Here is a 25,277-nt window from a genome sequence, read left to right as displayed (position 1 = left end):
CCCGGGCTTGACCCGGGACCCATTCCTCCGCGCTGAGACTGCCTCTTCGGTTCGGATAAGACAATGCGCCGGCAACCGTGCGCTCGAACGATGGCAACGATTTGGAATGGGTCCCGGGTCAAGCCCGGGATGACGAGGCGGTGACGGCGCGGCTCCAACTGCATCGCAGATGTCCCAGGTGCCAGACGGCGTCGGTCACATCCGCCGTCAGTTGACTACTGGGGAAACGACCGCGTCAACCGGTTTCGGCGGCAGCCAGTCCAGATGGTCTCGCCAGTCGGCGCGCAGGCCGGCAAAGCGGGAAAGCGACAGCTTCGACAGATCTGCAAAGCTGCAGACCCCATCGATGACGAGGTCGCGGATGGCGTGGCCGCTCGCCGGCGACAGGCCGAAGCCGACGCTGGACATGGTCGCCACCGTGACGTTTTCCGGCGACGTCAGCCGCTCGATGACAGGCCTGCCGTCCGGCGTGTTCTCGATGACGCCGGCCCAGGAGCGGATGACGCGGGCATGCGCCGCCTTCGGCAACAGCTCGGCGACGCGCTTGGCAAGGTTGCGGGTGACGGAACCCGAGGGCCGCGGCGGTTCGCGGTCGAAGGGCACGTCGTCCATCCATTCATGCGGGCCGCCCCCATAGGCGAGGTTGCCGCGCAGGGTCTGGCGACCATAGAGGCCGTTGCCGTCGACGCCGGTGATCGGCATCATCGGCAGCGGCTCGGTGACGATCATTTCGGCCCGCGCCGCCGCCATCGGCAGGTCGAGGCCGAGCATGGCCATCATCTGGCCGGTCTGCGGCCCGGCGGCGATGACCAGCGCGTCGCAGCCGATCATGCCGTGCGAGGTCTCGACGCCCGTCACCTTGCTGCCCATGGTCGCAATGCCGGTGACGACCGTATGCTGCAGGATCCGCGCGCCATGGTCCTGCGCCGCCCAGGCATAGGCCTGGGACGTCCGTTGAGGATTCGCATGGCCGCCGAAATGGAAGCGCACGCCGGAGACGACGTTGTCGCCGGCGAGCGGCACCAGTTCGCGCACCTGCTGCGGATCGAGGACGTCCCAGTCGTAGCCGGCGGGCAGACGCATCGCGAGGCCCTCGTGGAAGCGCTCCTTGCGCGGATCGACCTGGAAGATGATGCGGCCGCGCTGATATTCGGTCGGATAGCCGAGGAGCTCGTCCATCTGCGGCCAAAGCCGCTGCTCCTCGTGGAACAGCGGGCTCTGATAATGGGTGCAGCCGCCGCCATTGCGGCCCGAGGCCTCGAAGCCGACGATGCCCTTTTCGACGACGGTGACGTCGACCCCGGAGCGCGCCAGCCACCAGGCGGCGGACAAGCCCGTGACGCCGCCGCCGACGATGACGACCGAAGTACCCTTGTCGCTCATCGCCGTCTCCTCAATAGGGCATGCCGGCGCGAAGCTGCTCGGCCTCGCGCGTCGTGCCGATGTCGTCATAGCCGATCCACTGGGTGGCGATGCCGAACCAGACGTTCCAGCCGGCATCCATGTCGGCGCCCTCGTCCCAGTCGGCGAGCACCGACAAGGGAAGCGGCCGCACCGGCGTCCGGTAGCCGGCGAGCGGCACTGTCTCGGGCGAAACGCCCGCGCCGATCGCCATGATCAGCGCCACCTGCTCGCGGCAGCGCCGCGCCTGGCACGGGCCCATGCAGGCCCGGGTCAGCCGCTTGATCTGGTCCTGGTTGACCGGCCCGTCCTCGGCCAGTGTCGTCAGATCTCTTCGCGCGATGGTGTTGGAGCGCCAGTCGAGATAACGGGGCGGCTTGACGCCGAGGAGATCGCCCCGCGTCACGTCCTCACAGATGCAGGCGAGAACGTCCGGCCCGCCGGTGGCGAGCATCGCGCTCGCCCAGTCGGTCTGGTAGCCGAGGCCATCCTGGGCGCCTGGCCGATTGTCCTGCGCCACATCCTCCGAGATCTCGGCCACCTCCGGCGCCTTGCCTAGCGTGCGAAGCGCCGCCCGCCCTGCCCGCATTCCGGACACGGCGGCGTCGCCGCCGAGCCCGGCGCAGTCGCCGGCCACGAAGACCCGGGGCAGCGTGGTCGCGCCGTCTTCGGAAACGACCGGGACATGGCCGCCGCGCTCCGGCGCCAGCTCGCGCTTGCCCCCGAGAACGTCGAGGAGTTCGATCACCGGCACCGTGCCGACCGCCATGACGACCGTGTCGCAGGCGATCTCGCGCTGGCGGCCCGCGTCGTCGCGGCTGGCGACGAGGAGGCCGGTGACCCCCTCGGCATTGCCCTTTGCCCGAAGCGGCACGTGACCGGTGACGATCTCGACGCCCCGCTCCACCAGCACCGCCACCTTTTCGGCCGGCCCTTGCGCGTCGTCCCGCACCTCGACCAGCGCCACGACGTCGAGCCCACGATCGAGCGCCAGCGCCGCCATGTCCATCGCCAACTCGCCTGACCCGACGACAACCAGCCGCCGGCCGGCGAATGCGTCGTAGCGCGTCAGCAGCGTGTGGAAGCCTTGCGCTCCCATGACGCCCGGCTGGTCCGAGCCGGCGAAGGTGAAGTTGAGGTCCCGCGCACCGGTGGCCAGCACCAGCCGGTCGAAGCCGACGAGCCAGCTCTTTTCCTCACTCGCAAGACCGGCGATGCCGCAGGTAAGACCATTCAGCCCCGGCACCTTGACCCAGGCGCCCCAGACGCTGGTCGACAGCCGCACGTCGACGCCGACCTCGAAGGCCTCGGCGAGCGCCGGATTGGATTCCAGCACCCGCTCGACCAGCCGCTCCGGCGTCTGCACGGCATTGGTCGCACGGCCGCCGAAATAGAACGGCACGTCCATGCCGACCAGGCCGGCTGAGACCGGGTTCTCGTCGACCAGCATCACCGAAGCGCCCGCTTTGGCGGCCTCGATCGCCGCGGCACAGCCGGCATCGCCGGCGCCGACGACGAGGATCTCCACATGCTCTTCAATGGTGATGGACTTGCCCGCGATCGAGTAGCGATCGGGCGGCGGCAGTGTCGGTTCGGTCATTTCAGATTGCGTCCAGGGCCTGAGCGAGATCGGCGATCAGATCGTCGGGATGTTCGATGCCGACGGAGATCCGCAGCGAGGAATCGTCGACACCGACTTCCCGCCGGATCTCCGGCGGAACCAGATAATGCGTGGTCGAGGCCGAATGGCAAATCAGACTTTCCGTCCCGCCGAGGCTCACCGCCATGCGGAACACCTTCAGCCGGTCCAGCATGGCGAAGGCTTCCGCCTCGCCGCCGGCGATCTTGAAGGAAAAGGTCGAGCCGGCCCCGGTGCATTGCCGGTCGTAGACGGCCCTCGCCGGCGAGCCCTCTTCGAGGAAGCCCAGATAGGTCACCCCCGTCACCTTCGGATGATCGCGCAGGAATGCGGCGATTGCCCCGGCATTGGCGTTGGCCCGGCCGTTGCGCAGCGGAAAGGTCTCCAGCGAGCGCAGGAGCAGCCAGGAGGTGAACGGATCCATGTGGGTGCCGAGCAGCGTACGCAGCATCCGCACCGGCCCCACCCGCTCGAGCGAGCCGGTGAGGCAGCCGCCGAGAAGGTCGGAATGGCCGCCGGCATATTTGGTCAGCGAGGTGATGCAGAGATCGGCGCCATGCTCCAGCGGACGCTGCAGCAGCGAGCCGAGGAAGGTGTTGTCGACCGAGACCACCGGCCGCTTGTCCTGCCGCGTGGCGAGTGCGTCGGCGAAGTCCGCTATCATGCGGATATCGGCGATGCCGGCGGTCGGATTGGCCGGCGACTCGACGTGAATGAGGCCGATCGGGCCATGCGCCAGCGCCGTCTCGGCAGCCTCGTCGACGCTCTGCCGGCTGAGCGCGTCGGCAATGCCGACCGGCTTGATGCCGAGCCCGGTCAGCGGTCCATGGAGGAGGCCATGGGTGCCGCCATAAAGCGGCGTCGTGTGGAGGACGCTGTCGCCGGGCTTCAGATGGGCGAGCATCGTCGCCGAGATCGCCGCCATGCCGGAAGAAAAGGCCGCCGCGTCCTCGGAGCCGTCGAGGACGGCGAGCCGCGCCTGCAGGAGCTTGAGATTCGGATGATCGAGCCTTGCATAGATGAAGGGCGCGTCGCGCTCCGGCGCCGGGCCGTCGAAATAGGCCCGATGGACGTCCTTTGCCGCCTGCGCGGAGGGATAGGCGAAGGTCGAGGAAAGGACGATCGGCGGCTTGACCGCGCCATAGGCCTCGGCCGGGTCGTAGCCGAAGCCGACCGCCAGCGTGTCGGGGTGCAGTCCTTCAGGTGGTTCCATGTCGCGCCGTTCCGGCAGTCCTTCGGTGCTCACGAAGCGTCCGGCCACTGTTCGGCCGCGACGACGGCCTCCCCGGCAAAGGCCGGCGTCATATCGAGCTGTGCGGTCATAGCCGCCAGACCCGGCGCCGCCACGAAAGCGACCTCCGCAGACGCCGGCACCGCATTCACCGCCTTCGCCCGCCGGTCGATGCCGGTCCGGGCCGCGATGAAGTCCTGCGCCTTGTCGCAATACCAGTCGACGAAGCGCTGGACGTAGGATTCGCCCTCTTCGCAATAGGGCCCCGGCGTATAGCCGAGGGAATTGACGCCGCGCTGGTTCAATTCGACTAGGTCGCGGTCCTGGAGGTTGGTGACGTTCCACAGCGCCGTCAGCCGCTCGACGTCGTAGTCGACGCCCTCGACGGCGTCCTGATGGACCAGCCACTTGCAGGTGACGACGGTCTCGTGGGGCCCGGTCGGCATGGCGCTGAAATACACCGTCGTGTCGGATGTCGAATGGCAGAAGCTGTGCGGCTCGATCGCCCAGCGCAGCGAGCCGACGTCCGGATCATCTCCCTCGATCATCAGCTTCTTCACCGCCGGCTGGCCGTCCATCGTCAGCGACACCTGCCCCTCTCTGAGCGGGAAGCGCTCCACCTGCCACCAGGGCCCGATGAAGGGCCCCTTGGCGAGGCCGAGAGAGGCGAGCTTGGCGTCGAAGGCCTGGTGCCGCGGATCGTCCTCCTTGGCGAAGTGGCCGCCCTTCGCCTCGCCGATCGGGAAGGTCAGCGCCAGTTCCGGATGGCCGACGGCGCAGTGATAGCATTCGCGGGCATTTTCCATGACGAGCTTCCAGTTGCCCTTCTCCACCAGCGTATTCTGGTGGGCGAGCTTGGCCTCGTTCAGCCGGTGCGGCGCCAACAGGGGTTCCAGATCGGCGCGGAACTGGTCGAAGGGGGTCGGCGTCTCGGCCATGCAAACGAAGAGCGCGCCGGCGACTTCCTCCACATGCACCGGTTTCAGCCCGTGCTCGTCCGGCTTGAAGCTCGGCTGCATGTCCTTGGCGTGGACGAGCTTGCCGTCGAGGCCGTAGACCCACTGGTGATAGGGGCAGGTCAGCCGCGAGCGGGCGCCGGCTCCGTCGGCACAGACCTGCGCTCCGCGATGCCGGCAGGAATTGTGGAAGGCTTTCAGCGTGCCGTCGCGGTCGCGGGTGATCACCACCGGCGAGCGGCCGATCGTCAGCGCCAGAACCCCGCGCGGCCGCGGGATCTCGCAGGTGAAGCCGGCGAGGATCCAGGACTGGCCGTAGATCGCGTCGAGATCGAACTCGTAGACGTCGGGGCTGTTGTAAAGGCTCTGGGGCAGCGTATGGCCCGGCTTGCGCTGGGCAAAGACTGCCGCGATCATGGACAGGTCGAGCATCGTGCCTCCTTATTGAGCCACGAGCTTGTCAGCGGTTAGAATGGCTTTCAAATACCGTTTTTGCATTGCCCTATCGAATTGAGGCAAGAGATGCCGATCCGCCCGCCCGCCGCGGTCGACGAACCCCGATTGAAGCCGAAGAGCCTGCCGCCGGAAGCGCCCGATGCTGCCCGGCTGTGGCTGCCGCTGAATGCGCTCAGGGCCTTCGAGGCGGTGGCGCGGCGCCTGAGCTTCACCGGTGCCGCCGCCTCGCTGCACATCTCCCAGAGTGCGCTGAGCCGCCATGTCAGTCGGCTGGAGGAGCTTCTCGGCTGCAAGCTCCTGGAGCGGCGATCGCAAGGGCTCGTCTTGACCAAGGCAGGCGCCGCGCTCCTGCCGGTGGTGACGAAGTCCTTCGACGGGCTGGAGGCGACGATGCAGGCGCTGCGCCACCGGGCCGGCACCTCGCAGCGCATGCTGCGCGTCCACATGCCGCCGACCTTTCTCTACGTCATGGGCATGTCGCTCCTGCGCGAGTTCCGCCTGGCCTTTCCCGACATCTCGATCGATCTCTTCTCGTCCAACGGCGTCGGCCTGCCCCGGGCGACGGTCTGCGACATCGCCATCGTCTTCGATCGCCCGCGCTACGACGATGCGGTGCGCGATCCGCTCTGGCTGATCAGCCAGACGCCGGCCTGCGCCCCGGAGATCGCCGAGCGCTGCGAGGGAATGGACCTACAGGCCTTCCTGCGCGCCAACGAACTCCTCCACACACGGCTCGAGGGCGAGCCCTTCGGCGTGCTCTGGGCGGCTTTCGCCCGGCGGTTCGATCTGGAGATATCGCCGGAGCGCGGCCTGGCGCTCGACAGCGAACGGCTGACGGTGGAACTGGCGATCACCGGCAACGGCGTCATCCTGGTCGACGTCGACATGTTCGCCAAGGAAATCGCCGACGGCCGGCTGGTGACGCCTTACGACGCGACGTCGGATTCGGGCTTCGGCTACTATCTGACCGTCCATCCGGACGACATGTCCGACCCGGCGATCGCGCTTTTCCGCTCCTGGGTGATCCAGCGTTTCACCCACGTCAACCGGGATGGCGCAGCACCGCCTGTGGATGGTCTCAGCGCAGGATGACGATCTCGTCGTCGCGCGCGACGTTGAGCGCCCGGCGGGCGTTCTCGTCGATCATGTCCCGTTCGAGCGTGCCGTCCTTCATCGCCCGGACCCGCCTTTCGAGCGCGTCGCGCTTTGCGAGGAGTTCAGAGTAGACGGCGTTGCGCACGGCCAGTTGCCTGGAAAAAGCAACCTTCGCCTCGCTGCCGTACTGGCCGGTCTTGGCGCTGACGACGAAATAGGCGAGCACCGCCGACGCCATCGCCGGGACGATCAGCTTGCCGAGAAATGACTTCCGCTTTTGGATCGTTTGCATCGCGCGCCTCCGACGCCAGATCTCGCACGGGCGTGGTTAAGATGGGGTGAACGCGCATGACGCGTGGGCTCCGGCAAATTTCGCGTCAGCGCCGATTGCCGTCTTCTTTCAGTCTATTGTCACCCTATTCTCGTCGTGCCGGCGATTGATCGCGGACGGATCCGGGAACGCCAGGCGTGGAAACCCATCGATGGCGCGTCGGGCGAATACCGAGGAAGACGATCTGAACGAAGAAGCGGACGAAGCCGAAAAGGCCCGCAAGGACCCCGAAGAATCCCTCGACAACGCCCCGAGCGAAGGCGAGACCATCAGCGACTTCTTCTCCTTCGAGGAGGTTTTCGCCCGCGTTCTTTCCGCCGCCGACCATGAGCTCGAGGCCTCGAACCGCTACCTGTTCTGGAGCGGGCTCGGCGCCGGCGGCGCGCTGGGGCTGACCTTCCTCGCCCGCGTCGTCTTCACCGAAGGTGCCCACGAGGCAGAGCCCGGCCTTCTCGGCAACCTGCTCTATCCCGTCGGCTTCCTGATCATCGTTCTCGGCCGCTATCAGCTCTTCACGGAAAACACCCTGACACCGGTGGTCCTCGTTCTGACAAAGCTCGCCAGCGTCGCCAACCTCGCGCGCCTCTGGCTCGTCGTGCTGGTCGCCAACATGGTCGGGGCGGTCGGAGTCGCCGCATTGCTCGCCTATTTCGACGTGCTCAATCCGCCACGCCTCGAAATGGCGATCGAGATGGGGCGGCATGCGCACGAGTCGGGTTGGTTCGACATCTTCTCCAAGGCGATCATCGCCGGCTGGATCGTCGCGGCCATGGTCTGGCTGGTGCATGCCTGCAGGGATACCGTGTCGCGCATCCTGGTCGTCTGGTTCCTGATGTACTTCATCGGCGTCGGCGGTTTCTTCCACGTCATCACCTCGTCGGTGGAAGTCTTCTTCCTCGCCTTTCGCGAGAGTTCCGTCGACCTTCTGCCGCTGCTTCCGCAGTTCGTCCTGCCGGTCCTCCTCGGCAACACCATTGGCGGCGTCGCCTTCGTCGCGATCCTCAACTATGCGCTGTTCGCCGAACACAAGGATTCCAAGCTGTTCGAGCGTTACGGCGACAAGCTGGACTGGCGCGACTGGATGTTCGGCATAAAAAGACCCGCCGCCACGCAGCGTGACGGGTAGCGATCAAAAGGGCGTCGCGGCGGACGTGGCGACGCCCTCGCTTTTGCCGGCAGGCGCTGGGGCTTCGGCTGACTGAAGGAGGCAGGCCCCAAAACAAATGTAGTCGCAATTTTTACTCAATTTTATGGCTTAACCAAACTCGACCATATCTGAATTATGCTGCGGTACATTTCCGCGACACTTGCGTTATGCTTCCGCAACGCCTGATCGATGCGGAAGGACGATGACATGGCCGCCAGACTGCTCGTCTCTCTCGTAACCGCCGCAAGCTCACTCGCCATCGCGATCGGCCCGGCCAGCGCCGGCGGCCGCAGCATCTCGTGCTACCAGCCCGTCGTCGAGCCTGCGGCATACGCCACGCGGCTCGAAACTGTCGTCGTTCGCCCCGCCGAGACCGTCTACGACGTCGTCCCGGCACGCTACGGCTGGGGCACGCGAGAAGTACTCGTCGAGCCCGGCGGTGTGTCCGAGACCATTCTGCCAGCCGAATACCGCTTCGTAGAAAAGCAGATCGTGCTCGAACCTGCCCGGGTCATTACCCGCTCCACCCCACCGGTCTATCGCACGGTGCATCAGCAGGTCGTCGTCGACCCGGGCGGCGAGCGCTGGGAGTGGCGCTGGATTCACGGCAAGCGAGTCTACTGCCGGATCGCCGTGCCGCCGCGTTACGGCACCCGGCCGACGACGGTCGTCGTCGAACCCGGCCGCCAATGGACCGAGGTCGTTCCGGCGCGATACGGCGTTTCCCGCAAAAGAGTTCTTGTACGGCCGGAGTCCGTCCAGCGCTACGTCGTGCCGCCTCGCTACGAGACCGTCCGAGAATGGGTGATGATCGCGCCGGAACGCCGCGTCGCGCGGATCCTCCCGCCGCAATACGAAACGCGCGAAGTCACCGTGAAGGTGCAGGAAGAGCGCAGCGGCTGGCGGCAGGTGCATCTCGAAGGTTCCTGCTGAGCCATTGCAACGTCCGGCCACCCGGGCGATGAAGCGGCATGGCCCGAACGACCGATCCTTCCGCCCTGCCGGCCAGCTTCCGCCTCGAGGCCGGCCGGCTGTCTCTCGACCCGAGTGACCCGGACTTCTTCCAGAATCCCTACCCGGTCTATGCCGCGCTCATCGAAGCCAGCGGGACCGCCTGGTGGGACAATATCGGCGGCCTTGCCGTCGCCCGGCACGATCTCGTCTCCTCGATCCTCAAGGATCGCCGTTTTGGCCGCATCGTGCCGAGTGATGCAGCGGGCCGGCCGGATTTTTCGCAGAAGCCCGATCATCTCCGGGCGTTCTACGCGCTCGAGTCCCACTCGCTCCTCGAACTGGAACCGCCCACCCACACGCGGCTCCGCGCGCTTCTGACGAAGGCCTTCGTCTCCCGCCGGATCGAGCGGCTCGCTCCCCAGATCGCCGCAATCGCCGATCAGCTGATCGACGAGTTCGCCGACCATGAAACGGTCGATCTCATCGCCGCCTATGCCTCGCCCCTGCCCGTCCGGGTGATCGCCGACCTGATCGGCCTGCCGGCGTCCGCCTCGGACCACTTGCTCGACTGGTCGCATCGCATGGTGGCGATGTACACGCCCGGCCGGAGCCTCGACGCAGAACATGCCGCGAACCGCGCCGCCGAGGAGTTCGCCGCCTTCCTGCGGGAGATCGTCGAAGAAAAGCGCAAGCGACCGGCCGACGACCTGATCTCGGCCTTGATCGCCGCCGAGATCGAAGGCGGCAAGCTGGACCGCGACGAGCTGATCTCCCTCGTCGTCCTCCTGCTCAACGCCGGCCACGAAGCGACCGTCCACCAGATCGGCAACGGCGTGAAGACGATCCTGGAGTGGAGCTCTCACGCCGGCGATGCGCCCGCTTCGCTGTTTTCGACCGAACCGAGGGCAGAAGCCGCCGTCGAGGAGACGCTGCGCTTCGATCCGCCGCTGCATCTCTTCGAACGATACGCTCTCGTGCCGGTCGAACTCCCGGGCGGCGTGACGCTCGCCCGCGGCGAGAAGGTGGCGCTGCTCCTCGCCGCCGCCAATCGCGACCCCGCCGCCTATGCCGACCCGGACGTCTTCATTCCCAGGCGCTTCCTCGATCGTTCGGCAAAGACCGTCACCTCCTTCGGCGGCGGCATCCATTTCTGCATCGGCGCGCCGCTCGCCCGGCTGGAGCTGAAGATCGCGCTCGAGCGGCTGTTTTTGCGGTGTCCGGATCTCCACCTTGCCGCTACGACATCCTACCGCAACAGCTGGCATTTCCACGGTTTGGAGACCCTGCAAGTCATGGCTGGGCTAGTGGATCGGCGGCCACGCCATTCGCCGCCGTGAGACCGCGACGGGATCGACCGCCCTGCCTGGGTTGCTGGAAGCGTCGGCGCCTGCCTCACACCTTCACGACGTAATGCTTCTTCGTCGGCTCGACGACCTTCCAGCGGCCCTTGAAGCCCGGGCGGATGACGAAGCTGTCGCCGGCCGTCAGCTTCATCGGCTCGCCACCCTCTTCGGTGAGGATGGAGACGCCTTCGAGGATGTGGAAGAACTCCCACTCGGTGTAGTCGACGTCCCACTCGCCGGCAGACGATTCCCAGATGCCGGCGTAAAGGCCGTTGCCGTCGTCTTCGAGGTTCCAGGTCTTGTGGGCGGGCCGGCCGCTCCTGACCTTTTCCTTAGCCGGCGCGCTCGCATCGGCCTCTACCCCATCCTTGGCAAAACGGATCAGATGCTCGCTCATGTCGGCCCCCTCGGCTGTGATCCCGTCGACCGGCCTGCGGAGCGCAAACCGGATGATTGCGGATGGGCCGAAATGGCCGACATGGTCTTTCGTTCCTGCATGGCAGGAATGCCCCCTGTCGCGGGAGCCCTCGGGACCCGGAACGCGGCCTGCCCCCGCGAGGATCAGACCTGCGCGAGCGCCTGGTCGAGGTCGGCGATGATGTCCGAGGCATCCTCGATGCCGATCGACAGGCGCACGACGTCCGGACCGGCGCCAGCCGCCGTCTTCTGCTCGTCGGAGAGTTGGCGGTGGGTGGTCGAAGCCGGGTGGATCACCAGGGAGCGGGTGTCACCGATATTGGCGAGGTGGGAAAACAGCTCCAGCGCCTCGACGAAGGTGACGCCGGCATCGAAGCCGCCCTTCAGCCCGAAGGTGAACACGGCGCCGGCCCCTTTTGGGCAGTATTTCTGCATCATCGCGTGGCCCGGATCTTCCGGCAGGCCGGCATAGGAGACCCACGAAACCTTCTCATGGCCCTTCAGATGCTCGGCAACCTTGCGGGCGTTGTCGCAATGGCGCTGCATGCGCAGCGGCAACGTCTCGATGCCGGTCAGGATCATGAAGGCGTTGAAGGGCGAGATCGCCGGGCCGAGATCGCGCAGGCCGAGGACGCGGCAGGCGATGGCGAAGCCGAAATTGCCGAAGGTCTCGTGCAGGACGATGCCGTTATATTCCGGCCGCGGCTGCGACAGCATCGGGTAGCGGTCGTCGGCCGACCAGTCGAACTTGCCGCCGTCGACAATGACGCCGCCCATGGAGTTGCCGTGGCCACCCATGAACTTGGTCAGCGAGTGGACGACGATGTCCGCGCCGTGTTCCAGCGGCTTGCAGAGATACGGCGTCGCCATGGTGTTGTCGACGATCAGCGGCAGCTTGTGGCGATGGGCGACCTCGGCGATCGCCGCGATGTCGAGGACGACGCCGCCGGGATTGGCGATCGATTCGATGAAGATCGCCTTGGTCTTCTCGGTGATCTGCGCCTCGAAGCTGGCCGGATCGAAGGGGTCGGCCCACTTCACCCGCCAGTCGAAGGACTTGAAGGCGTGGCCGAACTGGTTGATCGAGCCGCCATAGAGCTTGCGCGAGGCGACGAACTCGTCGCCCGGCTGCATCAGCGCCTGGAAGACGATCAGCTGGGCGGCATGGCCCGAGGCGACGGCGAGCGCCGCCGTGCCGCCTTCGAGGGCCGCCACCCGCTCCTCCAGCACAGCCTGGGTCGGGTTCATGATGCGGGTGTAGATGTTGCCGAACTGCTGCAGGCCGAACAGCGAGGCGGCATGGTCGACATTGTCGAAGACGAAGGACGTCGTCTGGTAGATCGGCGTCGCCCGCGCACCCGTCGCGGGATCCGGCTGGGCGCCCGCATGGATCGCCAGCGTCTCGAATTTCGGTTCGGTCATCGTCTTTCTCCCTATCGGCCGGCCTGTGCGATTTCTTCGGTCTGCCGGCTTTTCGCCTATCCCGCCCGCCTTATCATGTGAGCCGATCGCCCGACGAGTGGGTGGCAACCCGTTTTTCGGCCGGAGCGGAGCAAATTTGCCCGGCCAACATCCCTCTATCCAATCAGGAGCGCCGCCATGCCGAGCCTCGAAGGAAAAATCCGCTATGCCGTCGTCGGCGGCGGCTGGATCTCCCAGGCCGCCTTCATGCCGGGCGTCGGCCAGACGTCGAACTCGCTGATGACCGCCATCGTCACCGGCGACAAGGAGAAGGGCGGCGAACTCGCCCGCCGTTACGGCCTCGACGTCTATGGCTACGACGAATACGATGCCATGCTGAAAAGCGGGACGGTCGACGCCGTCTACATCGCGACGCCGAATTTTCGCCACCGCGAGTTCGCCGAGCCGGCTCTGAAGGCCGGCATCCACGTTCTCCTCGAAAAGCCCATGGAGGCGAGCCTCGAAGATGCAGAGGCGATCGAGGCGGCGGCGAAGGCGTCCGGCGCCAAGCTGATGATCGCCTATCGCCTGCATTGCGAACCCGGCACGATCGCCATGGTCGAGGCGGTGCGCAAGGGCGAGATCGGCAAGCCGCGCTTCTTCACCTCGACCTTCTCGCAGACCGTCAAAGCTACCAACCACCGGGCGACCAGCGGCTACTGGGCCGGTCCTGTGCCGGACATGGGAACCTATCCGATCAACGCCGTGCGCAACCTCTTCGAAGCCGAGCCGATCGAGGTCATGGCCTTCGCGTCGAGGACAGACCGCGACCTCGGCTGCGAGGATACCGTGTCGGTCGTCCTGAAGTTCACCGAAGGGCGGCAGGCGAGCTTCACCCTCTCCTATTCCTCCGAGGGCGTCGATCAGTTCTATCTCGTCGGTACCGAGGGCGCGATGAGTGCTTCCCCGGCCTTCGGCTTCGGCGAGGGCACGAAGATCACCTACGAGCTGACCAAGGACGGCGAGACCAGCACCCAGGAGGCGCCCGAGGTCGACCAGTTCGGCGGCGAGACGGCGTATTTCTCCGACTGCATCCTGTCCGACCGCGATCCCGAGCCGGACGGAGAAGAAGGCATCCTGGATATGATCGTCCTTGCCGCCATCGAGCGGGCGATCGAGACCGGCGCGCCGCAGAAGCTGGCCCCCCGCTCGCGCCAGCGCCGCATTGGCCGCGACCAGGTCCGCGAGTTGCCTCTGGCAAAGAGCCCGGACCTCATCGGCATCGAGCTGCCAATGGAATAAGCGCAGGCACGGCCTCGCTCACTGCGCCGAATTTGCGTCGCGGCCTTTTCATTCAGGTCGCGGCCACGCGTTGGCGGTGGAACCAGAACGGCAGCCAACCCCTTGATTGCGCAGATGGTCGGGCTTCGGCACCCCGGTGTCTGCCGCTGGCGGAATAGATGCGTCATCGGCCGGCAACGGAGCGCAGCCCTCGGCGGGCTGCTGAGCCACCTGCCGAATGGTTGATCCAGCCGGCCAGGCACGGTGCCCGACTTCCGTTCTGCGATGCGCCTTCGTAACGGGGCCGGGCCGCGCCCCTGCTCCGAAACGCAGGTTCCAACTTTCAAACCCGCGGCGAGGGCATGAGGGCCTTCCAAGGAGAGCAGCTCTTTCCTCGTCCGCATTCGAGAAAGCCCCATGAAAGCCGAAACCGATAGACACTGGACGGCCGAGCCGGCGCGCCCGCTGGCCAACTTCTTGATCCCGTTTCCGGCGGTCTGCTTCACCCTCGCCCTGTTGACCGATCTCGCCTATTGGCAGACGGCGAACCTGATGTGGCAGAACTTCTCGGCCTGGCTGCTGTTCGTCGGCGAGGTCGTTGGCGGAATAGCCCTCGTGGTCGGCATCATCGAGCTTCTGGCGCGCAAGAGCCTGCGGGCCACCGGCCCCGGCTGGGGCTATGTCGCCCTCGGTGCCATCATCCTCATCATCGCCTTCTTCAACAGCCTCATCCACGCCGGAGACGGCTGGACTGCCGTCGTCCCCTGGGGCATCGCGCTGTCCGCCCTCACCTTCGTCCTCGTCGTCGTCGCCGCAATTGTCGGCCGCATGGCGACACGCCGGCATCCTGCTGGAGCCACCCATCATGCATGACAGACCTCCCTTCCTTCGCGCCTCCCTCCTCGCCGCGACCTGCCTCGCCGTTGCCGGCTCCCCGTCCATGGCGCAGGATGGCGGCTCGGACTTCGACATCTCGACGCAGATCGGTCCAGATCCCGTCCTGCCCGAGCCCGCGCAGTCGCTGCTTCCCAGCCTGAAGGTGGCGGAAGTGATCGGCTGGCAGGACGGGCAGACGCCGACCGTGCCGCAGGACCTGACGATCACCGCCTATGCGAGCGACCTCGCCAATCCACGGACGGTCCACACCCTGCCGAACGGCGACGTCCTCGTCGTCCAGTCGCGCGGACCTTCCGGCGAACCGAAGAACCGGCCGAAGGACATCATCCGCGGCTGGATCATGTCGATGGCCCATGGCGGCGGCGGCGAGCAGAAGCCGAGCAACATCGTCACGCTGCTCCGAGACACCAATCGCGACGGCACGGTCGACGAGCGCCACGATCTCCTGACGGGGCTCAACTCGCCCTTCGGCGTCGCCTGGGCGGACGATACGCTCTACGTCGCCGCCACCGACGCGATCCTCGTCTATCCCTACGAGCTCGGCCAGACCGAGATCACCGCCGAGCCGAAGGTCCTGACGCCTCTTCCAGGCGGCCCGATCGACCATCACTGGACCAAGGATCTGGCCCTCAGCCCCGACGGCAGATACCTCTACGCCTCCGTCGGCTCGAACTCGAACATCGTCGAGAACGGCCTCGAAGCTGAAAAGGGTCGCGCCGCGATCTGGCAGGTCGACAGGCAGACGGGGGCGTCGCGCGTGTTCGCCTCCGGGCTCAGAAATCCGAACGGACTGACCTTCCATCCCGAGACGGGCGAACTCTACGCGGTGGTCAACGAGCGGGACGAACTCGGGCCGAACCTCGTTCCCGACTACATGACGTCGGTCAAGGACGGCGCGTTCTACGGCTGGCCCTGGAGCTATTATGGTCAGCACGTCGACCCGCGGGTCCACCCGCCGCGGCCGGACATGGTCGAAAAGGCGATTGCGCCGGACTACGCCCTGTCCAGCCACGTTGCGGCGCTCGGGCTGACCTTCTCCTATGGCTCGGCGCTTCCCGACCGCTATGCCCACGGGGCCTTCATCGGCGAGCACGGCAGCTGGAACCGCAGCTTCTTCAATGGCTACCGGGTCTCCTACGTGCCTTTTGAAAACGGCAAGCCGTCCGGCAAGACAGAGGACGTCGTCACCGGCTTCATCGACGGCGATCAGGCCCATGGCCGGCCGGTCGGGGTCGGCATCGACGGCACCGGCGCGCTCCTCGTCGCCGACGACGCCGGCAACACCGTGTGGCGGATCGCCGCCTCCGACGGCAACGTGACGCCCCAGCCGGTCGGTACCGACGGCCAGCGGCAGAATAGCGCTGCCGCGCAGCAAGGCGCGATACCGGCCGACGGCGGCAACGCCGGCGCGGTCGGAGTGCCTGACGACGCGCCGGCCGGATCCGAGAGCGGTAATGCGGGCACGCCCGGCGTCGCAACTCCGGCCACAGGCCAGGGTACGGCAAGCGGTGAGCAGCCCAACGACGCCCAGGCGCCGGCGGCTTCGACCGACGAGGAGTTGACCGGAGAAGAGCCTGCAGCGGCGACGAGCGGGGAGACACCGGAGCCCTCGCAGACCGAGATCGCCCCGGCGACGCTGCCGCAGGGCACCGGCGGGACTGGAGCCACGGCTCCGAACGGCCCGCAGTGAAGAGACGATCGGGGCGCGGGGCGATATCACGCGCCGCGCCGCGCCGGCCAGAGGTCTCTCAGTCCGACTGCGGCGCTGGCGGGAGCTGCGAAAGATGGTCGGGCAAACAGTTGGGTCGCAGCCAAGTGTTTGAAGCGGAACCAGAAATGCCGGAAAACTCTTGGAGGTTGAGAACCAGGCGAACATCGCCCGGTTGTTGAACTCTCACGGAGATTTCGCATGAAACGGATTGTTGTGACTGCCGCCGCCGCCCTACTTGTGTCGGCCTCGGCTCCCGCCCTCGCCCAGAGCTCCAACGAAGGCTCGAGCGGCCAGGCGATGGGCACGAACGCCATGGATACCGACCAGGCGGCGATGCCGGCCCCGCAGAACGTCAAGACGGCGACGAACTTCGTGCCGATGGCCGCCGTCAGCAACAGCTTCGAGGTCGAGACCAGCAATCTCGCCTTGATCAAGTCTCAGGACGGGAACGTTCGAAACTTCGCCCAGACGATGGTCGACGATCACTCCACTGCCGGCATGAAGATGAAGCAGGCGGTCCAGGAGTCTGATACCGAACTTTCGGTGCCGACCGGCCTCGACGCCAGGCACCAGGAGATGCTGAATCAGCTTTCGGCCGCCGACGACAGCCAGTTTGACGCCATGTACATGGACATGCAGGGACAGGCTCACGAGGAGGCGGTCGCCCTCTTCACGGCCTATTCGGAGAACGGCGAGGACGGCCCGGTCAAGACCTTTGCCGCCAATACGCTGCCGACGCTGAAGGAGCATCTCTCGATGGTGAAGAAGATGCGATGAGGCGAACTTGGGGGCCGGCGCGGAACGCATCGGTCCGCCTCGGTCGCCGATGCGGCTTCAGACCGGGACGGCAGTCGTCCCGGCCCTTTTTTCCGACGCAAAGGCCGTTTTCGGGAATGGGTCGAGGCCGAGTCGGATCGGCGCGAACAGAAATTGCGTAAGCGCTGCTTAATAGCCGGGTGCTAAGACCGATCGAGATAGTGAGCTGGCAACAGGATTTCGGCGAGGCTGTGGGTGGGTGAGTCGATCAGCATATTTTCGGCGACATTCGCGCTGACCTTGGCGCTCTCCTTCCTCTGTGTCCTGATCTATGCCGGTCTGCGAAGCCACGGGCAGCTCCTCTGGCTCGCCGCCGCGCTGCTCTGCGCCAGCCTCGAGATCTTCATTCTGAAACCGGGCGTCGCACCGACCGTCCAAACCCTCGGCGAAACGGTTCTCATGCCGTTCACCTATCTCTGCGCCAGCCAGGCGATCCGCCTCCTTCTCGGACGAAATCCGGCCAGCGGCGCCTTCGTCGCCCTCGTCGCGGCGCTGGTGGCGGTGTCGCTGGTGCTTTCGGGGATGGGGATGACGGGGGTCTACCAGACCTTGCCATTCAAGACCGCAGCCGCCATGGCGCTCGTCGACATCCTGCTCTGCCTCGGCCGGATCGAGCGCAAGGGGGTTCTCGATGTGGCGCTCTTCATCGCCGTTTGCGGCCTCGGCGTGATCTTTCTGTTTCGACTTCCGATCTATCCGAGCATGAGCGACGGGATCCCGTCCCTCTACGGGCTGGATCGCTCGGAAATCGCCCGTCTCCTCCTGCCGATCAGTGCCTTTCTGGCCCCGGCCGCCGTCCTGTTGGTCGTCGCCAAGATCGTCGCCGGCGTCATTGCCGACTATCGGGCGCGATCCGAGCGCGATGGACTGACGAATCTTTTCAACCGCAGGGCCTTCGAGCGCATCGCCGAAGAGATCCGCCGGACGGGGGGCGTGGTGATCCTGTGCGATCTCGACGACTTCAAGCGCGTCAACGACAGCTACGGCCATTTGGTCGGCGACGACGTCATCCGCGACTTTGCCGCGCTGTTGCAGAAGGCATGCTCTTCGGCCGCACGGCTCGGCGGGGAGGAATTCGCTCTTGCCTTGCCGACCACGAGCATCGCCGAAGCCGCAGCTTTGGCGGACGCGATCCGCATGAAGTTCGAGGCGCAGCGCCACCTGAAAGTCGAACCAGGCCATTCTCCGACGGCGAGTTTCGGCGTTGCCGCATTCACGCCCGACACGGCGACGGAGGCGACGATCGCCGCAGCTGATCGGGCCCTCTACCGGGCGAAGCGAAGCGGCCGCAACCGCGTCGAGATCGACGCTCCCGCCACAGGCAGCGGGCCGGCGTGGCGGGCCGCGTGAGGAGGCTTGGGTCACAGATTGCAGGGTCTGCAATGCCGCCTTTGTGCCTGCTGCTCAGCGGCATCGCTGGAAGGACGCGCAGCCGATCGGCCGCGAAGATCGCCTCCGCCGCCCGCCCCGGACCCAGCTCGTCTCCCCAGGGCGATCGCGCAGCTCTCTCCTCTCTCGAGGTTCAGTCCGCTCGCCGCTGGTTCAGCCCGTAGCTCTGATAGCCCTTGCCGAGCTTCGGCTTCTTCGACGACAAGACCCGCGAATTGACGCCGTTCCAACCGATCTCGCCGCAGAGCCGGGCATATTCGATCTTCGGGCAGCGATCCATGATCACGGTGAGGCCGGCCGCCTCGGCCCTTGCAGCCGCCTCGTCGTGGCGGACGGTGAGCTGCATCCAGATCACCTTCGGCAGCGGATCGAGCGCGAGCGCCTCTTCGACGATGCCGGGGACGGCATCCGAGGCGCGAAACACGTCGACCATGTCGACCGGCACCGGGATCGACTTCAGATCGGCATAGACCGTCCTGCCGAGGATCTCCTTGCCGGCAAGGCCGGGATTGACCGGGATCACGTCGAAGCCCTTGGCGAGGAGATATTTGAGGACGAAGAAGGACGGCCGGACCTCCTTCGCGCTGGCGCCGACCATGGCGATGGTCTTGACCTCGGAGAGCACCCGGCGGATCAGCGCGTCCGGATAGACGAGCGGCGCCGCGCCGTTGGGGGCACCCTCGCCCGTCGATGTATCGGCACTCATTCGTTCGTCCATTCCGGCTTGCGCTTTTCGAGGAACGCCCCGATGCCCTCCTCCGCGTCGCGCGCCAGCATGTTCTCGACCATCACCGCCGCAGCGTAGTCGTAGGCCTCGGAAAGGCCCATCTCGGCCTGGGCGTAGAAGGCTTCCTTGCCGGTCTTGACGGTCATGGCGGATTTCGAGGCGATGGTGGTGGCGTATTTGCCGACGATCGTGCCGAGATATTCCGGCGGCACGACGCGGTTGACGAGGCCGAATTCGCGGGCCGTCCGCGCGTCGATGCGCTCGCCGGTGAGCAGCATCTCCATGGCATGCTTGCGGGTGAGATTGCGCGACAGGGCCACCATCGGCGTCGAACAGAACAGGCCGATATTGACGCCGGGCGTCTGAAACTGCGCCTCCTCCGAGGCGATGGCGAGATCGCAGGAGGCAACGAGCTGGCAGCCGGCGGCCGTCGCCAGGCCGTTCACCTCGGCGATCACAGGGCAGCGGTGCCGGACGATCGCCTGCATCAGTGCGGAACACTGGCGCATGGTCGTCTCGAAGAAGGCGCGGCCCCGGTCATCATCGCTGCGGTGGGCGGTCAGTTCCTTCAGATCGTGGCCGGCGGAAAATACCTTGCCATTGGCGGCGAGGACCACGACGCGGCAGTCCTTGTCGTTCGCCGCATCGTCGAGAGCGGCAACCAGCGCGCCCATCATTGCGATCGACAGCGCATTCGCCGGCGGGTTCGACAGGACAATCCGGGTAATGCCCGGCGCCTTCTGCACCTCGATCGGATGGGGAGCAGTATCGGATTTCATCGGGAGGATTTCGGCCATGCCACCATCTGCTTTTTACAAGCGGTCGGAAAAATCACCGCAACAGTCGCGGCTTGCCGCGACCTTCGATTTCATGGTCTCAACATAGTCGCGAGCGCGGCCGGAGCCAACGCTTTGGGGCGCAGCAAAGGAACGGGGAGGAGGCGGCCATGCAGCCGGTGATGACACTCGAAGAGTTGCAGGCGTTCCTCACCGCCGAATTTCCGCAGGTCATGGGGCGGGAGAGCGGCTTTTCCGTCGACGCGGTCGGCCACGGCATCATCACCATGAAGCTGATCGCCGCCGATCGACATCTGCGCCCGGGCGGCACGGTGTCGGGCCCCACGCTCTTCACCCTCGCCGACGTCTCGGCCTATGTCGCGATCCTTGCCCATATCGGCCCGGTGGCGCTGGCCGTCACCACGAACATGTCGATCAACTTCCTGATCAAGCCGCCGCCGGGCACCCTGGTGGCGCAAGCCTCGATCCTGAAGCTCGGCAAGCGCCTCGCGGTGGTCGAGGTGGCGATCTCAGGCGAGCACGACGGCACGACCGTCTGCCACGCCGTCGCGACCTATTCCATCCCGCCGCGATGAGATCCGTGCGACCGGCAAGACGGATGGATTTCACCCGCCGCGATCCGCCGCGAGCAGTTGCGGTATTATGATACCACGCGCCTCTGAAGCCTGCATTTCAGGCGATTGAGGGCGGAACGATCAGCATTTATACGTTGACAGCGGGCCGATGTGACCGTAAGGAGACGCCCAGGAAGAGCGGCCCCCGGCCGCCCTTTTTGCATGGCGGCCTCACATGGCTTGCCTCGAAACCAGATCAACATCCAGGGGCAACCCATGAAGACCTTCTCGCAGAAGACCGAGACGGTGGAGAAGAAGTGGATTCTGATCGACGCCCAAGGGCTCGTCGTCGGCCGCCTCGCCTCCCTCGTCGCGCTTCGCCTCAGAGGCAAGCACAAGGCCACCTTCACGCCGCATGTCGACGATGGTGACAACATCATCATCGTCAATGCCGACAAGGTGGTCCTGACCGGTAAGAAATACTGGAACAAGACCTACTTCTGGCACACCGGCTATGCCGGCGGCATCAAGGAGCGCAAAGCGCGCGAGATTCTCGAGGGGCGCTTTCCCGAGCGCGTCGTCGAGAAAGCCGTCGAGCGCATGCTGCCGCGCGGACCGCTCGGCCGTCGTCAGCTGAAGAACCTCCGCGTCTATGCCGGCCCCGACCATCCGCACGAGGCGCAGACCCCCGAAACCCTCGACGTCAAGTCGATGAACTCCAAGAATGCGAGGGCCGCATAATGTCCCAGCTCTCCTCCCTCGAAGATCTCGGCACGGCGGCGAACGTCCCGTCGCCCCAGGCCGAAGCCCCGGTTCACGTCCAGAAGCTCGACAAGTTCGGTCGCGCTTATGCCACGGGCAAGCGCAAGGACGCGGTCGCCCGCGTCTGGGTCAAGCCCGGCTCCGGCAAGATCATCGTCAACGACAAGGACTACACGGCCTATTTCGCACGGCCGGTGCTCCAGATGGTGCTGCGCCAGCCGATCGTCGCGACCAGCCGTGACGGCCAGTTCGACGTCATCGCCACCGTCGCCGGCGGCGGCCTCTCCGGCCAGGCCGGTGCGGTGCGCCACGGCATCTCCAAGGCGCTCACCTATTACGAGCCCGGCCTGCGCGCCGTCTTGAAGAAGGGCGGCTTCCTGACCCGCGACTCGCGTACCGTCGAGCGCAAGAAGTACGGCAAGGCGAAGGCCCGCCGGTCCTTCCAGTTCTCGAAGCGCTAAGCTTCGTCAAATCTCGCCGCAAGGCGCATGCATGGAAGGCCGCCGAGCGATTTGCCCGGCGGCCTTTTTTTCGTGCGCATCGGCCGCGCGGGCCGTCCGCGTCACGACGTGATCCGGCGAGTTTTCGGCCGAGTTTCGGACTTGAAGACAGAGCTGCCGTCACAGCCGCGCGAGCACCGGCCAAAATTCGAATCCGTCATCTTCCCGCCGTCCGAATCTGGCACATATCCGCTCGCATCAACGAGGATGATGACGATGGATTCTCTAGCCGATTCAGAACCTTTCGAAGTTTCCTTCGAGTCTCTCGCGGCACGGTCCGAACAGCGTCCCGGTCTGTCCGAGGACTGCATGGAAGGCGAGCCGACACTCGATGAGCTGCTCGACGAACCGATCGCCCGGCTGCTGATGGCCTACGACCGCGTCGACCCCGAGGTTCTCCAGGAACTGGTACGCAGACGCTTCGCCTGACGTCCAACAATCTCGTTCCGCGGGACGCGGCGGCCCGGCGGAACGATCGCTGCCCTGACCGGTTTCCCAAGCAAGACGAGGCGCTTGCCGCCTCGGCACCAAGCCAGCCACAGGAGACGGCGATGAGCAACGCCCCCGACAAGTTCGACAACCAGCAGAACCGCGCCGACGAACAGGACCGCGATCAGGACATGTCCTATCGCCAGAACGCCCCCAAAGCCCGTCCAAGCGAGGACAACGCCTTCGACCGCCCCGGCAGCGTCGACCGCACCGGCGGCGAGATCGAGCGTCATCCTGACGAAACGGTAGAGGTCGGCGAGGACGTCGAGAATCAGGAGAAGTAGCACTTCACCTTCGGCCGAATGACAGAGGCCGGGTCCGCGAAAGTGGGGCCGGCTTTTCTTGTGTGTCTATCGCCTACTGAGACCGCCGAGACATGAGCTCGGCGGCAGGAGCGTCATCCTGGTCTTCGTCCCGATGATCAGGCATTCGATCGCCGGACCGGTGGACTACGATGCCCGATCTATCGCCAACGATCCACCTCAGCGCCTGCCCGAGCGCTTCTTCCATGCGCTCGTTCGCTTCCTGCTGAGTTTCGGTTGGTTTCTCAAAAACCATGTCTAGTATCCAAACAGCCGTTTCACGTCATTGATGAGCCGGATCAGTCTCAGCACGCTGGAAATCGCCTGCGACTTGGGAGCCTGCTTTGGTACGACACGAAGGAGCACAATATGATCAAGACGCTCGGTCGGCCAATATGTAATGCGCCAGTCGTAAAAGTTCCAATCCCACATGCTGGGTGAGTCGGGTCTCTGGACGCCGACGGCCGGATTCGATTGAAGCTGATCCAACGCTGACTGAAGGCGTTTGCCATCAAAGCCATAAAGCGCTGCATCCATTTGAAATTGTCCCGTCTCGACAATCTCGATCTGCAACCTCGGCGTCAACGTTGCCTCTCCTTCCCAGAACGCCGATGTCGGATCGACAGCAATCAAGGATAGAGACCACCATGCGTGCAACGGCGACGCAATACGTGCAAAACGATTGGCGCGGAGAACCACTGACTTTCCCCACGAGCTCCTCTACCCTCCACCCATGTTCCTGACCTTCTTCCTCCAGCTGCGCACCGCCGGCGTCCCGGTCACCCTTCGCGAGCACCTGCAGCTTCTCGGGGCGATGCAGGCCGATTTCGTCGCCTACGACGTCGAGGCCTTCTATTTTCTCGCCCGCGCCACCCTGGTGAAGGACGAGCGCTTCGTCGACCGGTTCGACCGGGTCTTCGCCAGCGTCTTCAAGGGCGTCGAAGCCGTCTCCGGCTCTGCGGACGCAGAGATCGCCGCACGCGAGCTTCCCGAGGAATGGATGCGGCGGCTCGCCGAAAAGCACCTGACGGAGGACGAGAAGAAGCTGGTCGAAAGCCTTGGCGGCTTCGACAAGCTGATGGAAACGCTGAAGCAGCGGCTCGAGGAGCAGAAGGGCCGCCACCAGGGCGGCTCGAAATGGATCGGCACCGGCGGCACCTCGCCCTTCGGTGCCTATGGCTACAACCCCGAGGGCGTGCGTATCGGCCAGCACGAAAGCCGTCACCGGCGCGCCGTGAAAGTCTGGGACAAGCGCGAGTTCAAGGACTTCGACGACGACGTCGAGCTCGGTACCCGCAACATCCGCGTTGCCATGAAGCGGCTGCGCCGCTGGGTGCGCCAGGGCTCGCAAGAGGAATTCGCCCTCGACGAGACCATCGATTCCACCGCGCGCAAGGGCTATCTCGACGTCAGGACCCGTCCCGAGCGGCACAATGCCGTCAAGCTGCTGCTCTTCCTCGACGTCGGCGGCTCGATGGACGATCACGTGCGCGAGGTCGAGCAGCTATTCTCGGCGGCGCGGGCCGAGTTCAAGCATCTCGACTTCTTCTACTTCCACAACTGCCCTTATGAGCGCCTGTGGAAGGACAACCGTCGCCGCCACGCCGAGACGATCCCGACGGAGGAAGTGATCCGCACCTACGGGCCGGACTACAAGGCGCTGTTCGTCGGCGACGCGGCGATGAGCCCCTATGAGATCGCCATGCCCGGAGGCTCGGTGGAGCACTGGAACGTCGAGCCAGGGCGGGTCTGGCTGGACCGGCTCACCGGGAAGTGGGACAAAGCCGCCTGGCTCAACCCCTCGAACCCGCGTTACTGGCACTACACCCAGTCGGTCGGGATGATCCGCGAGGCGATGGACGGGCGCATGTTCCCGCTGACGCTGGCCGGCATCGAGGCGGCGACGCGCGCACTTGCGCGCTGAGACTGGCGGTTTGCGGGTGCCCGGCCCGGACAGGCGAGCCAGGACATGCGAAGGGCGGCAACACGGCACACAGGAGCCGTCAAACCTGCGTAGCACTTTATAACTATTCTTAACTTGCCATACGGCCATCCCTTGCGGAACATTGCCGATGACGCTGGTTCGCGGCTCAGGAAGCCGCCGGCACTCCGCAGGAAACGGCCGCTTCCCTTTTCGAACGAGGCATTGCCCCCATGTCCGCTGCCGCCCCGCATGCGAAAGGCTGGTCGACGCTCAGCGTCGCCCTCCATTGGACGATCGTCGTCCTCATCGTCGTCCAGTTCATCGACCACGAATGGATGGTCGATCTCTGGCGCGCCACCCGCCGCGCCGCGCCAATCGATGCCACCACCGAGGCCTGGGGCTGGGTTCACATCGTCGCCGGATCGCTGATCCTCATCGCCACCCTCGCCCGGCTCTTGGACCGCTATGCCCATGGCCGGCCGCCCTACCCCGCCGAGGAGCCGACCTGGGCGTCATGGCTCGCCAGGATCACCCACGGCCTGATCTATGCGATCCTGATCCTCATGCCGATCGCCGGGCTCATCGCCTGGTTCGGGATGATCGGCGAGGCCGGCGAGATCCACGAATTCCTGTGGACGCCGCTGCTGGTCCTGATCGGGCTGCACGTGATCGGCGCCCTCGCCCAGCAATTCTGGTTCAAGACGGGCGTGTTGAAGCGGATCTTCGTGCCCGGCACAGTCTGAACCCGCACTGCCCG

Annotated in this window: 26 protein-coding genes; 16 read left to right on the top strand and 10 right to left on the bottom strand. The window is 65.7% G+C overall.

The window, feature by feature from the left end; translation table 11 throughout:
- Positions 1-207 precede the first annotated feature (207 nt).
- Genes GTK09_RS02735 through GTK09_RS02720 form a run of 4 tightly spaced genes read right to left on the bottom strand, consistent with a single transcriptional unit; the run spans position 208 to position 5,659 of the window.
- Positions 208-1,383 carry an NAD(P)/FAD-dependent oxidoreductase gene (locus GTK09_RS02735; protein ID WP_163460917.1) on the bottom strand — a complete coding sequence of 392 codons (1,176 nt, stop codon included), beginning with the start codon at positions 1,381-1,383 and terminating at the stop codon, positions 208-210.
- A 10-nt stretch (positions 1,384-1,393) separates the two neighbouring features.
- Positions 1,394-3,001, bottom strand: coding sequence for an FAD-dependent oxidoreductase (locus GTK09_RS02730; protein ID WP_163460916.1), 1,608 nt, complete (start codon positions 2,999-3,001; stop codon positions 1,394-1,396).
- Position 3,002: 1 nt separating this feature from the next.
- Positions 3,003-4,253, bottom strand: coding sequence for a cystathionine gamma-synthase family protein (locus GTK09_RS02725; RefSeq protein WP_163460915.1), 1,251 nt, complete (start codon positions 4,251-4,253; stop codon positions 3,003-3,005).
- A 29-nt stretch (positions 4,254-4,282) separates the two neighbouring features.
- The gene (locus GTK09_RS02720) at positions 4,283-5,659 is read right to left on the bottom strand and encodes an aromatic ring-hydroxylating oxygenase subunit alpha (protein ID WP_163460914.1); all 1,377 of its coding nucleotides are present in this window, start codon (positions 5,657-5,659) and stop codon (positions 4,283-4,285) included.
- Between the two features lie 90 nt (positions 5,660-5,749).
- Between GTK09_RS02720 and GTK09_RS02715 the strand changes: the two genes are divergently transcribed.
- Positions 5,750-6,775, top strand: a complete 1,026-nt coding sequence (locus tag GTK09_RS02715; RefSeq protein WP_203560848.1) for a LysR family transcriptional regulator — start codon at positions 5,750-5,752, stop codon at positions 6,773-6,775.
- Here GTK09_RS02715 and GTK09_RS02710 read toward each other — a convergent pair.
- Positions 6,762-7,070 carry an FtsB family cell division protein gene (locus tag GTK09_RS02710; RefSeq protein WP_163460913.1) on the bottom strand — a complete coding sequence of 103 codons (309 nt, stop codon included), beginning with the start codon at positions 7,068-7,070 and terminating at the stop codon, positions 6,762-6,764. The two genes, GTK09_RS02715 and GTK09_RS02710, sit on opposite strands and share 14 nt — an antisense overlap.
- Positions 7,071-7,260: 190 nt before the next feature.
- On the opposite strand from GTK09_RS02710, the gene GTK09_RS02705 reads away from it, so the two are divergent.
- The 3 genes from GTK09_RS02705 (at position 7,261) to GTK09_RS02695 (ending at position 10,547) form a co-directional block, all read left to right on the top strand.
- Positions 7,261-8,235 (top strand): formate/nitrite transporter family protein, encoded by a 975-nt coding sequence (locus tag GTK09_RS02705; protein ID WP_163460912.1) that lies wholly within the window; start codon positions 7,261-7,263, stop codon positions 8,233-8,235.
- Positions 8,236-8,463: 228 nt separating this feature from the next.
- Positions 8,464-9,189, top strand: coding sequence for a hypothetical protein (locus GTK09_RS02700; protein WP_163460911.1), 726 nt, complete (start codon positions 8,464-8,466; stop codon positions 9,187-9,189).
- A 38-nt stretch (positions 9,190-9,227) separates the two neighbouring features.
- Positions 9,228-10,547, top strand: a complete 1,320-nt coding sequence (locus tag GTK09_RS02695; protein WP_163460910.1) for a cytochrome P450 — start codon at positions 9,228-9,230, stop codon at positions 10,545-10,547.
- Between the two features lie 55 nt (positions 10,548-10,602).
- Here the strand turns inward: GTK09_RS02695 and GTK09_RS02690 are convergent, their stop codons facing one another.
- A complete protein-coding gene (locus GTK09_RS02690) occupies positions 10,603-10,950 on the bottom strand; it encodes a cupin domain-containing protein (protein ID WP_163460909.1) in 348 nt (115 codons plus the stop codon).
- Positions 10,951-11,114: 164 nt separating this feature from the next.
- Positions 11,115-12,392, bottom strand: a complete 1,278-nt coding sequence (locus tag GTK09_RS02685) for an O-acetylhomoserine aminocarboxypropyltransferase (RefSeq protein WP_163460908.1) — start codon at positions 12,390-12,392, stop codon at positions 11,115-11,117.
- A 177-nt stretch (positions 12,393-12,569) separates the two neighbouring features.
- On the opposite strand from GTK09_RS02685, the gene GTK09_RS02680 reads away from it, so the two are divergent.
- From GTK09_RS02680 to GTK09_RS27955, 5 genes are all read left to right on the top strand, one after another.
- Positions 12,570-13,673: a Gfo/Idh/MocA family protein gene (locus tag GTK09_RS02680; protein WP_163460907.1), complete on the top strand. Its 1,104-nt coding sequence runs from the start codon at positions 12,570-12,572 to the stop codon at positions 13,671-13,673.
- Positions 13,674-14,069: 396 nt separating this feature from the next.
- Positions 14,070-14,525 carry a DUF2231 domain-containing protein gene (locus tag GTK09_RS02675; protein ID WP_163460906.1) on the top strand — a complete coding sequence of 152 codons (456 nt, stop codon included), beginning with the start codon at positions 14,070-14,072 and terminating at the stop codon, positions 14,523-14,525.
- 67 nt (positions 14,526-14,592) lie between these two features.
- Positions 14,593-16,239: a PQQ-dependent sugar dehydrogenase gene (locus GTK09_RS02670; protein WP_246217676.1), complete on the top strand. Its 1,647-nt coding sequence runs from the start codon at positions 14,593-14,595 to the stop codon at positions 16,237-16,239.
- 219 nt (positions 16,240-16,458) lie between these two features.
- A complete protein-coding gene (locus tag GTK09_RS02665) occupies positions 16,459-17,037 on the top strand; it encodes a DUF4142 domain-containing protein (RefSeq protein WP_163460904.1) in 579 nt (192 codons plus the stop codon).
- Between the two features lie 234 nt (positions 17,038-17,271).
- Complete coding sequence (locus GTK09_RS27955; protein ID WP_163460903.1) at positions 17,272-18,426, top strand: GGDEF domain-containing protein; 1,155 nt, start codon at positions 17,272-17,274, stop codon at positions 18,424-18,426.
- Between the two features lie 172 nt (positions 18,427-18,598).
- Here the strand turns inward: GTK09_RS27955 and GTK09_RS02655 are convergent, their stop codons facing one another.
- Both GTK09_RS02655 and GTK09_RS02650 read right to left on the bottom strand, forming a co-directional pair.
- Positions 18,599-19,171 (bottom strand): CoA-binding protein, encoded by a 573-nt coding sequence (locus GTK09_RS02655; RefSeq protein WP_163460902.1) that lies wholly within the window; start codon positions 19,169-19,171, stop codon positions 18,599-18,601.
- Entirely contained in the window at positions 19,168-19,989 is an 822-nt protein-coding gene (locus GTK09_RS02650) for an enoyl-CoA hydratase (RefSeq protein ID WP_163460901.1), read from the bottom strand. The genes GTK09_RS02655 and GTK09_RS02650 overlap by 4 nt, the downstream gene beginning before the upstream one ends.
- A gap of 149 nt (positions 19,990-20,138) precedes the next feature.
- On the opposite strand from GTK09_RS02650, the gene GTK09_RS02645 reads away from it, so the two are divergent.
- From GTK09_RS02645 to GTK09_RS02625, 5 genes are all read left to right on the top strand, one after another.
- Positions 20,139-20,564, top strand: a complete 426-nt coding sequence (locus tag GTK09_RS02645; protein WP_163460900.1) for a PaaI family thioesterase — start codon at positions 20,139-20,141, stop codon at positions 20,562-20,564.
- A 255-nt stretch (positions 20,565-20,819) separates the two neighbouring features.
- Complete coding sequence (rplM, locus tag GTK09_RS02640; protein ID WP_163460899.1) at positions 20,820-21,284, top strand: 50S ribosomal protein L13; 465 nt, start codon at positions 20,820-20,822, stop codon at positions 21,282-21,284.
- A complete protein-coding gene (rpsI, locus tag GTK09_RS02635) occupies positions 21,284-21,766 on the top strand; it encodes a 30S ribosomal protein S9 (protein WP_163460898.1) in 483 nt (160 codons plus the stop codon). The genes rplM and rpsI overlap by 1 nt, the downstream gene beginning before the upstream one ends.
- 141 nt (positions 21,767-21,907) lie before the next feature.
- Positions 21,908-22,234: a hypothetical protein gene (locus GTK09_RS02630; RefSeq protein ID WP_163460897.1), complete on the top strand. Its 327-nt coding sequence runs from the start codon at positions 21,908-21,910 to the stop codon at positions 22,232-22,234.
- A gap of 122 nt (positions 22,235-22,356) precedes the next feature.
- Positions 22,357-22,578, top strand: a complete 222-nt coding sequence (locus GTK09_RS02625; RefSeq protein WP_163460896.1) for a hypothetical protein — start codon at positions 22,357-22,359, stop codon at positions 22,576-22,578.
- Positions 22,579-22,854: 276 nt separating this feature from the next.
- Here the strand turns inward: GTK09_RS02625 and GTK09_RS02620 are convergent, their stop codons facing one another.
- Positions 22,855-23,295 carry a hypothetical protein gene (locus GTK09_RS02620; RefSeq protein WP_163460895.1) on the bottom strand — a complete coding sequence of 147 codons (441 nt, stop codon included), beginning with the start codon at positions 23,293-23,295 and terminating at the stop codon, positions 22,855-22,857.
- A 34-nt stretch (positions 23,296-23,329) separates the two neighbouring features.
- Here GTK09_RS02620 and GTK09_RS02615 point away from each other — a divergent pair, with 34 nt between their 5' ends.
- Together GTK09_RS02615 and GTK09_RS02610 are read left to right on the top strand one after the other, a co-directional pair.
- Positions 23,330-24,520 (top strand): vWA domain-containing protein, encoded by a 1,191-nt coding sequence (locus GTK09_RS02615; protein ID WP_163460894.1) that lies wholly within the window; start codon positions 23,330-23,332, stop codon positions 24,518-24,520.
- 230 nt (positions 24,521-24,750) lie between these two features.
- On the top strand, positions 24,751-25,263 hold the full coding sequence (locus GTK09_RS02610; RefSeq protein WP_163460893.1) for a cytochrome b: 513 nt from the start codon (positions 24,751-24,753) through the stop codon (positions 25,261-25,263).
- Positions 25,264-25,277: the final 14 nt, after the last annotated feature.

Source organism: Jiella pacifica (assembly GCF_010500815.1).
GTDB lineage: Bacteria > Pseudomonadota > Alphaproteobacteria > Rhizobiales > Rhizobiaceae > Jiella > Jiella pacifica.
This window is presented reverse-complemented; position numbering and strand designations above follow the sequence as displayed.

What these genes read in the sequence shown, in the direction of transcription:
- GTK09_RS02685 (WP_163460908.1), bottom strand. Translation starts at nt 12,392, where the DNA reads ATGACCGAACCGAAATTCGAGACGCTGGCGATCCATGCGGGCGCCCAG.
- GTK09_RS02725 (WP_163460915.1), bottom strand. Translation starts at nt 4,253, where the DNA reads ATGGAACCACCTGAAGGACTGCACCCCGACACGCTGGCGGTCGGCTTC.
- GTK09_RS02675 (WP_163460906.1), top strand. Translation starts at nt 14,070, where the DNA reads ATGAAAGCCGAAACCGATAGACACTGGACGGCCGAGCCGGCGCGCCCG.
- GTK09_RS02645 (WP_163460900.1), top strand. Translation starts at nt 20,139, where the DNA reads ATGCAGCCGGTGATGACACTCGAAGAGTTGCAGGCGTTCCTCACCGCC.
- GTK09_RS02690 (WP_163460909.1), bottom strand. Translation starts at nt 10,950, where the DNA reads ATGAGCGAGCATCTGATCCGTTTTGCCAAGGATGGGGTAGAGGCCGAT.
- GTK09_RS02610 (WP_163460893.1), top strand. Translation starts at nt 24,751, where the DNA reads ATGTCCGCTGCCGCCCCGCATGCGAAAGGCTGGTCGACGCTCAGCGTC.
- GTK09_RS02710 (WP_163460913.1), bottom strand. Translation starts at nt 7,070, where the DNA reads ATGCAAACGATCCAAAAGCGGAAGTCATTTCTCGGCAAGCTGATCGTC.
- GTK09_RS02665 (WP_163460904.1), top strand. Translation starts at nt 16,459, where the DNA reads ATGAAACGGATTGTTGTGACTGCCGCCGCCGCCCTACTTGTGTCGGCC.
- rpsI (WP_163460898.1), top strand. Translation starts at nt 21,284, where the DNA reads ATGTCCCAGCTCTCCTCCCTCGAAGATCTCGGCACGGCGGCGAACGTC.
- GTK09_RS02700 (WP_163460911.1), top strand. Translation starts at nt 8,464, where the DNA reads ATGGCCGCCAGACTGCTCGTCTCTCTCGTAACCGCCGCAAGCTCACTC.
- GTK09_RS02695 (WP_163460910.1), top strand. Translation starts at nt 9,228, where the DNA reads ATGGCCCGAACGACCGATCCTTCCGCCCTGCCGGCCAGCTTCCGCCTC.
- GTK09_RS02720 (WP_163460914.1), bottom strand. Translation starts at nt 5,659, where the DNA reads ATGCTCGACCTGTCCATGATCGCGGCAGTCTTTGCCCAGCGCAAGCCG.
- GTK09_RS02650 (WP_163460901.1), bottom strand. Translation starts at nt 19,989, where the DNA reads ATGGCCGAAATCCTCCCGATGAAATCCGATACTGCTCCCCATCCGATC.
- GTK09_RS02680 (WP_163460907.1), top strand. Translation starts at nt 12,570, where the DNA reads ATGCCGAGCCTCGAAGGAAAAATCCGCTATGCCGTCGTCGGCGGCGGC.
- GTK09_RS02615 (WP_163460894.1), top strand. Translation starts at nt 23,330, where the DNA reads ATGTTCCTGACCTTCTTCCTCCAGCTGCGCACCGCCGGCGTCCCGGTC.
- GTK09_RS02705 (WP_163460912.1), top strand. Translation starts at nt 7,261, where the DNA reads ATGGCGCGTCGGGCGAATACCGAGGAAGACGATCTGAACGAAGAAGCG.
- GTK09_RS02625 (WP_163460896.1), top strand. Translation starts at nt 22,357, where the DNA reads ATGAGCAACGCCCCCGACAAGTTCGACAACCAGCAGAACCGCGCCGAC.
- GTK09_RS02715 (WP_203560848.1), top strand. Translation starts at nt 5,750, where the DNA reads ATGCCGATCCGCCCGCCCGCCGCGGTCGACGAACCCCGATTGAAGCCG.
- GTK09_RS02735 (WP_163460917.1), bottom strand. Translation starts at nt 1,383, where the DNA reads ATGAGCGACAAGGGTACTTCGGTCGTCATCGTCGGCGGCGGCGTCACG.
- GTK09_RS02655 (WP_163460902.1), bottom strand. Translation starts at nt 19,171, where the DNA reads ATGAGTGCCGATACATCGACGGGCGAGGGTGCCCCCAACGGCGCGGCG.
- GTK09_RS02730 (WP_163460916.1), bottom strand. Translation starts at nt 3,001, where the DNA reads ATGACCGAACCGACACTGCCGCCGCCCGATCGCTACTCGATCGCGGGC.
- rplM (WP_163460899.1), top strand. Translation starts at nt 20,820, where the DNA reads ATGAAGACCTTCTCGCAGAAGACCGAGACGGTGGAGAAGAAGTGGATT.
- GTK09_RS02670 (WP_246217676.1), top strand. Translation starts at nt 14,593, where the DNA reads ATGGCGCAGGATGGCGGCTCGGACTTCGACATCTCGACGCAGATCGGT.